Source organism: Niallia sp. WK069_GA_01 (assembly GCF_983173855.1).
This window is the reverse complement of sequence record NZ_OZ470138.1, coordinates 412,414-425,417: the sequence shown is the minus strand read 5'-3', so window position 1 is coordinate 425,417 and position 13,004 is coordinate 412,414. Positions and strand designations below refer to the sequence as shown.

Annotated in this window: 11 protein-coding genes and 1 pseudogene; 4 read left to right on the top strand and 8 right to left on the bottom strand. The window is 35.5% G+C overall.

The window, feature by feature from the left end; genetic code table 11:
• Positions 1-43: 43 nt before the first annotated feature.
• The 3 genes from AC5LWL_RS02040 to AC5LWL_RS02030 form a co-directional block, all read right to left on the bottom strand.
• Entirely contained in the window at positions 44-550 is a 507-nt protein-coding gene (locus tag AC5LWL_RS02040) for a YwgA family protein (protein ID WP_493432787.1), read from the bottom strand.
• A 62-nt stretch (positions 551-612) separates the two neighbouring features.
• Positions 613-1,914 carry an HD domain-containing protein gene (locus AC5LWL_RS02035; protein ID WP_493432786.1) on the bottom strand — a complete coding sequence of 434 codons (1,302 nt, stop codon included), beginning with the start codon at positions 1,912-1,914 and terminating at the stop codon, positions 613-615.
• Positions 1,915-2,534: 620 nt separating this feature from the next.
• Positions 2,535-2,759, bottom strand: a complete 225-nt coding sequence (locus AC5LWL_RS02030; protein WP_493432785.1) for a YuzB family protein — start codon at positions 2,757-2,759, stop codon at positions 2,535-2,537.
• A gap of 540 nt (positions 2,760-3,299) precedes the next feature.
• Here AC5LWL_RS02030 and AC5LWL_RS02025 point away from each other — a divergent pair.
• Together AC5LWL_RS02025 and AC5LWL_RS02020 are read left to right on the top strand one after the other, a co-directional pair.
• Entirely contained in the window at positions 3,300-4,628 is a 1,329-nt protein-coding gene (locus AC5LWL_RS02025; protein WP_493432784.1) for an MFS transporter, read from the top strand.
• A gap of 155 nt (positions 4,629-4,783) precedes the next feature.
• The gene (locus tag AC5LWL_RS02020) at positions 4,784-5,560 is read left to right on the top strand and encodes an RsfA family transcriptional regulator (protein ID WP_493432783.1); all 777 of its coding nucleotides are present in this window, start codon (positions 4,784-4,786) and stop codon (positions 5,558-5,560) included.
• A gap of 455 nt (positions 5,561-6,015) precedes the next feature.
• On the opposite strand, the gene lipL is transcribed toward AC5LWL_RS02020, so the two are convergent.
• The 4 genes and pseudogenes from lipL to pta all read right to left on the bottom strand — a co-directional run bounded on the left by lipL (position 6,016) and on the right by pta (position 9,934).
• The gene (gene lipL, locus AC5LWL_RS02015; RefSeq protein ID WP_493432782.1) at positions 6,016-6,858 is read right to left on the bottom strand and encodes an octanoyl-[GcvH]:protein N-octanoyltransferase; all 843 of its coding nucleotides are present in this window, start codon (positions 6,856-6,858) and stop codon (positions 6,016-6,018) included.
• Positions 6,859-7,013: 155 nt separating this feature from the next.
• The gene (locus AC5LWL_RS02010; protein ID WP_493432781.1) at positions 7,014-8,171 is read right to left on the bottom strand and encodes an RNA-guided endonuclease InsQ/TnpB family protein; all 1,158 of its coding nucleotides are present in this window, start codon (positions 8,169-8,171) and stop codon (positions 7,014-7,016) included.
• Positions 8,168-8,767 (bottom strand): annotated as a pseudogene (locus tag AC5LWL_RS02005) (IS607 family transposase). Before AC5LWL_RS02005 ends, AC5LWL_RS02010 begins: the two are co-directional and overlap by 4 nt.
• 189 nt (positions 8,768-8,956) lie before the next feature.
• Complete coding sequence (gene pta / locus AC5LWL_RS02000) at positions 8,957-9,934, bottom strand: phosphate acetyltransferase (protein WP_493432780.1); 978 nt, start codon at positions 9,932-9,934, stop codon at positions 8,957-8,959.
• A 387-nt stretch (positions 9,935-10,321) separates the two neighbouring features.
• On the opposite strand from pta, the gene hemQ reads away from it, so the two are divergent.
• Positions 10,322-11,074, top strand: coding sequence for a hydrogen peroxide-dependent heme synthase (gene hemQ / locus AC5LWL_RS01995; RefSeq protein ID WP_493432779.1), 753 nt, complete (start codon positions 10,322-10,324; stop codon positions 11,072-11,074).
• A 933-nt stretch (positions 11,075-12,007) separates the two neighbouring features.
• The gene (gerQ, locus tag AC5LWL_RS01990; RefSeq protein ID WP_493432778.1) at positions 12,008-12,469 is read left to right on the top strand and encodes a spore coat protein GerQ; all 462 of its coding nucleotides are present in this window, start codon (positions 12,008-12,010) and stop codon (positions 12,467-12,469) included.
• 206 nt (positions 12,470-12,675) lie between these two features.
• Here gerQ and AC5LWL_RS01985 read toward each other — a convergent pair whose 3' ends face one another.
• On the bottom strand, positions 12,676-12,960 hold the full coding sequence (locus AC5LWL_RS01985) for a hypothetical protein (RefSeq protein ID WP_493432777.1): 285 nt from the start codon (positions 12,958-12,960) through the stop codon (positions 12,676-12,678).
• Positions 12,961-13,004 lie beyond the last annotated feature (44 nt).

Sequence of the window (13,004 nt, the reverse complement as noted above, 5' to 3'; positions counted from 1 at the left end):
AAAAAGCCAGTCGTTTTATTAAACGGCTGGCTTTTTCTAAAAATCAATGCTTCGTTTTCTCTTTAAGACTTTCAATATATACATAAGCTTTCTCTACTTCTTCATCGGTGTATTTTTGTTTACTTTTTATTGTAAATACTTTTTCTTTCACTTCTTCTTTTGCTAAATTATCAAAATACAGCACGGTGGAAACTAGCTCAAGAAATCTAGAGTTTTGTTCATTCATATCTGTAAGACAAGATGGCAAAGACGGCATATCCACTTCATTTAGTTCCAAAAATTCTTTTCCATCATCTGTCAATGTATAACGATACTGAAAATAACCGCCCTTTTTTTCCTTTACCTCATTTAAAAACCCCATATTGCACAACTCTTCTACTCTTAAAGTTAACTCTTCTGAATAGGGTCCAAAGAAATGAAACTGATATTTCTCTTGAAAAGGAAAATCCAGCTTTTTCGCAATATAAATCATTTTTTGCAGTTTTTTTCTTCCAATAATCTCACCTGAAGTAGCAATAGCTTTTATTATTTTAGCATGGTCTTTTAACAAAACTTGTCATCTCCTACTCCGTTTAATCCTAAAAAAGCATCACTTTTTTCAGAATAATTGCTTTACTTTATGTCTAACAATTGACGAATTTGTTTTTTTATTCTCTCTTTTGTACTGTCATCTTTTAAGATATCTTTAGGAAAGTATAGTTTGTGGTCGGTTCTTCTTTTCCCAGAAATACTATCAACAATTTCTGATTCTCTAGAAAGTTCCCTTATCTCGTTATTTTTCATCAATAAATGAATAGGCAATCGTTCTTCCTCTTCACCAGGGCGGTAAAAATCATATGGCAGGTCTGACGAAGAATCAACAACAAGATAATAGTCTGGATTGATTCCCGCCTTTTGAAATAGTACAGATAACTCGGCAAGCTTTTTATATTCTTTCGCTGGATCAAACTCTACGTATTTAAATAAATTTCTATTCATAAACCTGCGACAAAGATCACTTAATACTGCATCTTCTTCCTCTTGCCACATTTGAAAATAATAAAGAATAATCGCTTCATCCAATTTTAAGTAGTCTTCTAATGTTGTTTCTTCTTCAAAAAGTGAGAAAAAATGAATAGGCAGATGTTTGAAGGAGTAGAACTGCTCATGTAAGTGTTTTGCTCTATGTAATATTTTGGTCAGTATTACTTCTGCACTTCTCGTTACAGGATGAAAATACACTTGCCAGTACATTTGATAGCGGCTCATAATATAATCTTCGACTGCATGCATGCCACTTTGTTTGATTACTGCCTGGTCTTCTCGCGGAAGCATGACACGCATTATTCGTTCCATATCAAAGTTTCCGTAACTAACCCCAGTAAAATAAGCATCTCGTAATAAATAATCCATCCTGTCTGCATCAATTTGACTGGAAATTAAACTTACTACCAGCTTTTCATTGGAGGTTTTTCCTATAACTTCTGCAACCTTTTTCGGAAAGTCCTTTTCTACTTTCTTCAATATATGATTTACTTCTGTATTTCCTAAAATAATCTTTTGAGTAAAGTGTTCATGATCTAAATCAAATACTTTTTCAAAGGAGTGAGAGAATGGACCATGGCCAAGATCATGCAGCAAAGCAGCACAGAGAGAAAGTAGCCTTTGATTATTATTCCATTCTTTTCTTTCTTTAAAAACATCATCAATAATTCGCCTGACAATTTCATATACGCCTAGAGAATGATTAAATCTGCTATGTTCTGCTCCATGAAATGTTAAATAGGTTGTTCCAAGCTGCTTAATTCTTCGCAAGCGCTGAAACTCTTTTGTTCCAATTAAATCCCATATTACTCGGTCTCGTACATGAATGTAGCGATGCACGGGATCTTTAAATACCTTCTCTTCGCTTAACACATCCGTAGAATAGGGCATTGTTTTACCTTCTTTCTATTAGCTTACATCTCTTAAGTTCTCCGGTTCCTGCCTCTATCAGAAGCATTAAACATCAAGAACGTATTTTTTCAAATGCTATATAAATATAGAACTACCCTGAAAAGAGGAATGTGCGCTCTATTAGTCCGCAGCCGGAATACACTTCGCTTTCCATGGGGCGGGCGCCGAGCCTCCTCGGAGCTTTGCTCCTGCGGGGTCTCGCCTGTTCCGCTAATCCCATAGGAGTCTTCGTGTATTCCTGCTGCTCCCTGCTTCAAACTTAGACCATAAAAAATGTTTTATATGCCAATTTTATTAGATTGATGTATTCCCTGCGTAAGGGTTCCGTAAGTGGAATACACTTCGCTAAGTTTTTTCACAGGATTGTTATGATTTTCGAAAATATCAAATAATTTCTAAATAACAATCTATATAAATATAACAGTGTCTAAATATAAAAAGAGGTGATTCCAACTGAAAAGGATTAACACTCATAAGAATACTTGTACATTCTCTCCTTACGAATACTAACACTTCCTGCGGAAACTCCTCTATTTCATGAGTTTTTATTTATGCATATAACAAGTTCTTGGCTCTTTTCCTCATTTTAAGAGAGCAGGTTATTTCTTTAGCTTGTTATTTATTTTAACCATCAGTTCATCTTCAGATAATGCTGCAAGTGGACGATTATTAACAAAGGCAAATGATTTTTTTCGGCCTGGACCGCAATAAGATTGACAACCCACTTCAATTTTAGCATCAGGATCTATTTGCTTAAGGCGTGGAATCAATGTTTTTAAATTAACTGCCTGACAATCGTCACAAACGCGGAATTCGTTTGCCATCGGGACAATCCTTTCTATATCAAACATTCTTTTATAAAGTATACTTTTGTCTAGTTAAAGCTTGTTCAAAATCTTCGCAAAAAAAGCTAAACTCTCTCTTTTATCGTTTTCTTTTGAACTCGCATTATAAGGTATTTTACCCCTTCTTCCATTTCAATGCAAGATGCAAACTTTTGTCAAAATTGGTTGAAAAGAAGGGATAATTGCCCTTTTTCTTCACTTTTCACCTAATATTCAACATATTTTTTTAGGGTCCGCAGTCGGTATACACTTCGTTTTCCGTGGGAAGGGTGCTGCGCCTCCTCGGAGTATGCTCCTGCTATCTTGGTGTCTTTTTTGCTCTTTAAGCAGGAGTCTCGTTTATCGGCTCTAATCAATCATTGAAGATTATCAACAATTACCTTTAACACAGTCTTTTTTCTATGAGACTGTGTTAAGTAGGATAAACTTACTTAACACCAATTTATCCCTAAGTTGTCTTTCTATCCTAATGGCTATTATTATTGTATAATTTCTTCTGAATTGAAGGAGGATTTATAAATGAAAAATAGTAGATTACTCGTGATGATTAGTATCGTACTTGCCATGCTTGTTGCATCCATTGATTCAACGATCATGAATACTACGATGCCTATCATTGCGGAAGAATTAGGAAGGATGGATTTATACGCCTGGTCCTTTGCAACTTATATGATAATGAGCACCATTCTTTCTCCTGTTGCCGGAAGATTATCTGATTTATTTGGCCGAAAAAAGATATTTGGTTTTGGAATTATTCTATTTTTATTTGGCAGCTTATTATGCGGATTATCCAAAGACATGGTACAGCTTATTATTTTTCGTGGTATTCAAGGACTGGGAGCAGGATTTATGATGCCATTCCCAGCTATTATCGCTGGTGATTTATTCCCAATCGAAAAACGTGGAAAAATACAGGCATTTTTTACAGCGATGTGGGGATTATCTGCTATTCTTGCACCATCGCTTGGTTCTTTGTTTGTAGAACTTCTTTCCTGGAGATGGATATTCTTTATTAATTTGCCTGTTTGTCTTTTAGCATTTCTTACACTTCTTCCTTATAAGGAAGACTATCAGTCTAAAAAAGCAACTGTTGATTATGTTGGAGCCATCTTATTTGCTTTCGGCATCACCTTCCTTCTTCTAGTGACAATAGTAGAAGAAAATATTATTTTTTACGCCATGATTGGAATTGCATTATTAATTATTTTCTATTTCTTTGAAAAAAAACAAACTTCACCAATTGTTCCATTTTCTATTTTTAAGAATAAAACAATCACTTGGATATTTATTAATGGCTTTATTGGCACATTAGCATTGTTTGGAACTGCAAGCTTTATTCCTTTGTTTCTGCAAGATGTCGCTGGATTATCCACTTTTATAAGCGGAATTGCTTTATTAGGTGTTGCAATGGGATGGATGCTTGTGTCAGTACCAGCGGGCAAATGGATAGTAAAATACGGCTATCGTATTCTATTAATAATCGGAAATACATTATTAGTTATCTCTGGAATATTATTAGCCTGCTTAAATGATTCTCATGGTTTTGTCTATACTTTCATTATTATGTTCATTCAAGGATTAGCTTTCGGACTACTTAGCACAGTTGGTGTTATTGGTTCACAACAGCTGGTCGGCGCACAGGAAAAAGGCATCTCTACTTCTTTCTTTATGTTTTGCAGAAATATGGGAACTGCTATTGGGGTTACGATTATGGGCGCTCTTCTCACACGCGGTGCAACAAATATGGATGGTATTCATCATCTGTTTATGTTTGGCTTTATTATCAGTATCTTCGCCTTTCTTTCTGCCTTTTTCATTCAGAATGAAAGTTCACTAGAAAATAATTAATTCTTTTAAGGAAGCTTGTCCACCAAATGATGGATAAGCTCTTTTTTTACGCATAAAACTCTACTATCCTTGCAATTCCTTGTATAAATAAAAAAATAGTTGGAAATGATGTAACTAGAACTATTTATTTATCGTCAGATTTGGGAGTTGAGAATATGAAATTACGCCAAGATGCTTGGTCAGAGGAAAATGATTTATTATTAGCGGAAACCGTATTACGTCATGTACGCGAAGGCAGTACACAATTAAATGCATTTGAAGAAGTTGGAGATAAGTTAAATCGGACTTCTGCAGCTTGTGGATTTAGATGGAATGCTGTTGTACGCCATCAATATGAGAAAGCGCTGCAGCTCGCTAAAAAGCAACGGAAACAGCGACAAAGAATTTTAGGAAAAGATCAAAGTGGAAAGAAAAAGCTATTATACTCGCCACCTGTTCCGACTGTAGATGATTTTGAAGCAATATCTGTATCTACCAATGTGGAAATGAGTTCCTTTGAAGAAGATACTATCAGTCCAGAAGAAGAAGTTATAGCAAGCTACCAACCAAGTAATTCCATGCAAAATAATATGTACGAACAACCAGAGCCTAGTATAAGCTCCACCCTTTCTTACAATACAAATAACTTAGACTTTGATACTGTTATATCTTATTTACAGAACTTTAAAAACTCACAAATACAAGTCGAAATTTTAAAAAGTGAGAATGAAAGATTAAAAAGAGAAATCAGTGCACTAAGAAGCAAAAACAAAGAGTTAGATGGTAAGTTAAATAATTTAGAGAGCAATTCAGAAACGATTCAAGAGGACTATGAAACATTAATGAAAATCATGAATAGGGCAAGAAAGCTAGTTTTATTGGATGAAGATGATCGTTCTGCCACCAAGTTCAAAATGGATAGAAACGGTAATTTAGAAAAAGTAGCCGAATAATCATTGAAAGGCGCACCGAGCATAATGAGTATATTAGTGCGATTCAAAAAGGGGATAAAAAGGACCAAGAACTTCGAGGCAGCTTACCTTTTAGCACCTGCCTTCCACAGGGTGTGGTGACTTCAACGTTGCTCAAAGAACATGAGCGTTTTTAGTTGAAGATCATCTATTGAATATGTAAGAAGCGAAAGATATGCCAACGAAAGAATTCGACGTGCCCATTTTATCGGGCTTTTTGAACAGGCTCTATAAAATAGATATAGAAATAAATAGGAGGATTTGGCAGCCATTCTCGATTTAACAAAGAGGATTTCCCCTAAAGAACTACTCTACCAAGCTTTTTAATGGTAAAGAACTTTAGGGTAAATCCTCTTTTTGATGAGCTTACCATGTTAACAATCAGGCAAGCGATGTATACTGGCTACGGACTCATTTTTTCAGGATAGCCTTTTTAGTTAAATAAATTCCTGCAAAAACCTCTCATTTCTTTCTGTGACACGCTGATAATATCCCTCAAATAAAGCGATTTCTTCTCCCTGCAGTTGATCAGCGTAAAGAAAGCCCGCCTCATCCTTTAACGTCAACAACAACCTTGTCATCACTTGATCTACCGTTAACTCTACACCAAACAATTCAGCCAAAGATGCCATTACTTCCGGCTGAATAACAGGATAAACAAATTTTGTTTGTTCTTCACCAACTCCTAAGGAATAGAAGTCCTTAATTAGTTTCCCACGTTTTTTACCGCTTCCATTTACACAGAGATAAATTTGTACAGCTACACCATTTCGAATTCTTCTTTGTGATATGCCTGCAAATTTTTTCCCGTTGATACTGAGATCATAGCTGCCTGGACAATAGGATCCAACAATTTCCTTTGCCTCAATCTCTTGCTGAAATTCAGCAAACATCCTCTTAATTAATGCCCACATCACATCATATCCGCTATTTATATCAATTCCTTTTTCCTGCTCTGGCAAAATAATCGAAATATTTAATACATCTTGATCTAATACTACTGCTAATCCACCTGAATTCCGCACGATATATCGATAGCCTTGCTCTTCTAAAAACGCAAGTGCCTCCTTAAGCTTGGGCAGCCTAGTATCTTGAATACCTAGCACAACGGTACGGTCATGCACCCATGTTCTTACGGTTGCAGGTGTACTACCGCTGCCTACCGAAGCACATAATGTATCATCCATGCCAAACGAGTGAAGAGCTGATACATGCAATCCAGTAACGGACTGATCAATAATTCTCCATTTATCTTGGTATAATAAATCATTCTCTTTCATGCTAAATCTGCTACTAAAAATATAACCAAACGCACATCTTTAGAGTATTCCTGCTTCTACGAACGCCATTTAGCCAATTGCTCGCTACTCTGGTTTGTATCGCTCTCCACAAGCGTAAATTCCGATGTAGCCCACCGTACATATATACATATTAGTTAAGTTAATATTGTATATTGTTTTGCTTGTAAAAGGTTGATGGATGCATTTAAATCTCTTTCCATTACATGACCACAGTTACATTCATATACTCGGTCAGATAATTTTAAATCCATTTTCTTATGCCCACAACAGGAACATAACTTAGAAGAAGGATAAAATCTGTCTACTTGACGTAATTCAATGCCCTGTTCGTTGCATTTAGCCTTTAACCATGTTTGAAAGACATGGAAACACTGACTAGCCACTGCTTTAGATAGATGTCTATTTTTCATCATTCCCTTTACATTCAAATCTTCTACTGTAATATATTGCGGTTTGGTTTTCACCACATCGTTCACAATAGATTTTACATGTTCAATTCTTATATTAGCTAATCGAACATGTAGCTTTTGCACTCTAAGGATATTCTTGTTTATATTCGCTCTCCTTTTAGTAGCAGATTCACCTCTTTTCTTTTTTATATTTTCATATTTACGTGATAAAGAGCGTTGCTCACGTCTTAGTTTCTTTTGTATCTTTTTTACTTTTATTGTTTTGTTGATATTTTTGTGAATATTGCCATTACTACATATAGCAAATTCTTTTATTCCCAAATCAATGCCTATACCACCTTGATTCATTGACTGTGATTGTATTTTTTCTGGCACTTCACATAAAACAGAAATATAATACCTTCCTGCTTTACGAGATATCGTTCCACTCTTAACAACAGCATCCTTTGATATATAATCAAATTCTTTTAGCCTCATCCAACCAATCGTAGGAACCTTAATTTTATGTCTTTCTATTGCCCAGTCTGTTTTATTATTTTTAGGAAAGTAACATTTTACATCTTGGTTCTTTTTCTTTTTGAATCTAGGAAACTTAGATAAACCTTTGAAAAATCTCTTAAAAGCTTTATCTCCATTCATAATGGCTTGCTTCACTGCCTTACTGGAAACTTCCTTTATCCATTGGTCTTGTTCTTTTGTATAAGTATTATTCAACCATTTAGAAAAGTCATACCCACTTATAAATTCACCTTCTTTTTCGTACATTTCTTTGTTTTTGCTAAGGTATAAGTTATAAACGTATCTGCATACGCCAATGGTCTGATGTATTTTCTCTATTTGTTCGGCTGTAGGTTTGATTTCAACCAAATAAGCCTCCTTCATTCTGTGTCTTCCTCTGATATTTTTTTCTTATATTTTCTTAATCCATTTATCCTCCAGCTAAAAACATGAATAATAGAGATTAAATCTTGAATCATTTCTTCCTGTGGAGATAGTTTTTCATTATTTACAACAATCATTTCTACCCCTCTTTTTTGAAGAAATCCTTCAAACCAATCATAACCAAATCGAACAAACCTATCTTTGTGTGCAATAATAATCGTAGAAATCTCACCACTAACACAATCGTCTATTAGTTTATTCCAATTCTTCCTTTTGTAATTAAGACCGCTTGCAATATCTGTGACAATATTATTTACAATCATTCCTCTTGCATTCGCGAATGTTTTTAGAAACTCTATTTGGTTTTCAAGGTCATCCCTCTGTCCTTGATTGAAGACTCTAGTGTATATAACTATTTTACCTACTTTATTATCCTCTTGGATTCCCATCTATTCTTTATACTGATTTTCCGTATAATATCTTCTTCCTTTTGAGTTTCGGTAAGCTGTTAATACACCTTGATTATCCCATCTTTGTAATGTTTTTACGGATACATTCAATAATTCTGCGAAATCTTTAGGTTTAAATTGTTTCATGTGTATATTTTATTACATATCATCACTTTTGTTTATGTTTTTATTCACTATTATCTTCTCCTTTTTGAGGGAACAAATAATATCCTATTATAACGGAAAAAAAACATATAAAAAGACCTGCTGATAGCAGCAGATCTCAAACACTAAGTATTACAGGAGCTTCAGCCAAAGTAGTGTCATGTACTAATTTTAGTTGCTTAAGCTTTGAGCTGCCGTAATTAATGCTAATTTATATACATCTTCATCATTACAGCCACGAGAAAGATCATTTACCGGGCGGTTTAAACCTTGTAAAATTGGTCCCACAGCTTCGAAGTTCCCTAATCTTTGAGCAATTTTATAGCCGATATTTCCAGCCTCTAAGCTTGGGAATACGAATACGTTTGCATCACCTTGAAGTGGAGAATCTGGAGCTTTTTGTTTTGCAACAGATGGAACAAACGCTGCATCAAATTGAAATTCTCCATCAATAACTAATAATGGATCTCTTAATTTTGCTTCTGCAAGAGCTGCTTCTACTTTTTCTGTTTCAGGAGACTTGGCAGAGCCTTTTGTAGAGAAGCTTAATAATGCAACACGTGGGTCTACATCAAACATTCTTGCTGTTTTTGCACTTTCTACTGCAATTTCAGCAAGATCTAAACTGTCTGGAGCAATATTGATGGCACAGTCTGCAAATACGTATTTCTCCTCTTCACGTACCATAATAAATACACCGGATGTTTTTTTCACACCTTGTTTTGTTTTAATGATTTGTAAAGCAGGTCGCACCGTATCTGCCGTAGAATGAATTGCACCGCTTACCAAGCCCTCAGCTTCGTTTGCATAAACAAGCATTGTTCCGAAATAGTTCTCATCTAATAGAATGCTTCTAGCATCTTCTTCCGTAACTTTGCCTTTGCGTCTTTCTACAAAAGCAGCTACAAGTGCATCAAATTGAGCATATTTTTTAGGATCATAGATTTCTGCTTTTTCTAAAGAAATACCTAAATTTTTTGCTTTTCCTTGGATTTCTGCAATATCCCCAATAAGAATAGGTGTTAACACATTTTCTTCTGCTAAACGTCCAGCTGCTTTTAGAATTCTTTCGTCTAACCCCTCTGGAAAAACTATTCTTAAATTCTGATTGGCTACTCTCTCTTTCAAACCTGCAAATAAATCACTCATACTTTTTTATATTCCTCCTTTTTCTTATACATTTATAATAATCTATGTTCATTAAGACAACAAATTAGAAGTAAGATGGTCAAGGCAGTTTGCTTTGAACAGCGTAAAAAGCCAAGCCAACGAAGAGATTCAACGCTAATCTATTTGGTGCCTTTTTATAGAATACTCTACCATGATAAAATATCAAAGAATATATAGTCATAATTCTGTAATCTCTTTCATTATTAATATGTCTGACATAATATTACCCGTATTTTGGATATTTATGCTTATTTGCCTGCATAAATTAGGAAGACTGTCTTTCCATTCTGCCAAGTGTTATATAGCAGATTTACGGGCAAACTATGATATAGTAGGATTATATGTTTAACGTTTAGGAGTGATAGAATGAGCGAAGCAGCAAAAACATTGGATGGTTGGTATTGCCTACATGATTTCCGAACCATGGATTGGACAACGTGGAAAATGCTACCAAATGAAGAACGACAAGAAGCTATACATGAATTCCTCGGTTTATTAGAAAAATGGAATACAGTGCAAAACAATCACAAAGGAAGCCATGCATTATATACGGTTGTTGGACAAAAAGCAGATTTTATGATGATGATATTACGTCCGACAATGGAAGAACTAAACGAAATAGAAACAGAATTTAATAAAACAAAATTAGCAGAGTTTACATTACCTGCTCATTCATACGTTTCAGTAGTAGAATTAAGCAACTATCTCCCATCTGATTCAGATGAGGATCCATACGAAAATCCACATATTAAAGCAAGACTATACCCAATTCTTCCAACAGCAAAATATGTTTGCTTCTATCCGATGGACAAGCGCCGTCAAGGAAACGATAATTGGTATATGCTGCCGATGGATGATCGAAAAAATCTGATGCGCAGCCACGGCATGATTGGTCGCCAATATGCAGGAAAAGTGAAACAAATTATTACAGGATCAGTCGGCTTTGATGATTACGAGTGGGGAGTTACCCTCTTTTCAGATGATGTTCTTCAGTTTAAAAAACTAGTATATGAAATGCGTTTTGATGAAGTTAGTGCCCGATATGGAGAATTCGGATCCTTCTTCGTAGGAAATATCTTACAAGCTGAATCCGTACCATCCTTTTTACATGTAAACTAGCTAAAGATTCTTCTGTGGGAACAATGAAATGGATTATTCTAATTTCATTGTCCCCTTTTTTATGCATTTCTCATGATAATTCCGCGTTCCTCCTGATAATTCCGCGTTTCTCTCGTTTATTCCGCGCTTCTCTCATTAATTCCGCTTTCCTCCCATTAATTCCGCGTTCCTCCTGATAATTCCGCGTTTCTCTCGTTTATTCCGCGCTTCTCCCGATTATTCCGCGTTTCTCTCGTTTATTCCGCGTTCCTCTCGTTAATTCCGCGTTTCTCCCGTTAATTCCGCGTTTCTCTTGTTAATTCCGCGTTCCTCCCGATTATTCCGCGTTCCTCTCGTTAATTCCGCGTTTCTCCCGTTAATTCCGGGTTTCTCTTGTTAATTCCGCGTTCCTCCCGATTATTCCGCGTTTCTCTCGTTTATTCCGCGTTTCTCCTGATAATTCCGCGCTTCTCCCGATTATTCCGCGTTTCTCTCGTTTATTCCGCTTTCCTCCTGATAATTCCGCGTTTCTCCCGTTTATTCCGCGTTTCTCTCGTTTATTCCGCGTTCCTCTCGTTAATTCCGCGTTCCTCTCGTTAATTCCGCGTTTCTTCCGTTTATTCCGCGTTCCTCTCGTTAATTCCGCGTTTCTCCCGTTAATTCCGCGTTTCTCTTGTTAATTCCGCGTTCCTCCGTTTTTTCCTTTTAGCACAAAAGAAAGTTTACAAGATAATCACAATCCCTATAATCTGACCAATGATTTGTTTTACGAACATTTAATTAACATAGGCATAAGTGAAGCAGTGGGCTCATAGAATAAAATAGTGAGATTTACCATAAAAGAAATAAGCAAGGGCAACTTCAACATTTGTTGAACAGCTCCTTAAATCACACCTTTTTTTCACATGAATGTACAAGAGTTTACTTTCTTTTTGATTAAATGGAGGGATGAAAATGAGTCAGAATTACAATCAAAATCCTGAATTCCGCAATTATTCTAATTACGGTTATCAACAAGGTTATGGAGCTGCTCCTGGTTATAGTACTGGACAGCAATATGTACCACAGCAAGCACCACCTGTTCAACAAAGCACGCCACCAGCAAGCAGTCCTTCTTTACCTGGGCAACTGCCTATTGAAGCCTCGTATATCGAAAATATTTTACGACTAAATAAAGGAAAACTAGCAACTGTTTATACAACATTTGAGAACAATAAGGAATGGAATGCAAAGATCTTTAAGGGGATTATTGAAGCAGCTGGCCGAGATCATCTGATTTTAAGCGACCCTCAATCAGGTGTACGCTACTTAATTCCAATGGTTTATCTCGATTACATTACATTTGATGAAGAAATTGAATATGAATATCCATATGGAGCAGCAGCACCAAATCTTTCTACTTACCCACCAAGGTAATATTTACTGGGACTCGGCACATTATAGATGCCAGTCCTCTTTTTTATAAAAGGCTCTGTTAAAATTTCATGTTAATGTTTATAGAAAAAACAGAACTTCTATAAAATTAGGAGTTCTGTTTAATTTATTGTCTTATTGAACTAACGCCCCGTTAGATATATATAAAGACTTACACAATAATTGCATATTATCTAAAGAATAAGAAATTACTTTTTACCTTTTCGTTCTAAAAGTATAGGTGCTATATTTAGTAAGATAGAAACAATGGTCAAAAACCATAATGCCCTTTTCATACCAGGTACCACATCTGATAAAGCTGCCCAATCTTCTGCTTTTACCCACCCAGATACAAGACTGTATTCTGAACAAAGTGTTAAGGCTGTAAATGATAATCCTATCGCCATAGTAAGCTTATAATCCTTGCCTGCTATATACATATAAAGATTTATAAAAGTTGCTACTATTGCAATAACCCCAAATATTATCCACATAACTTACCTCCATATATTCTTATTTATGTCGTGTAATAATACTA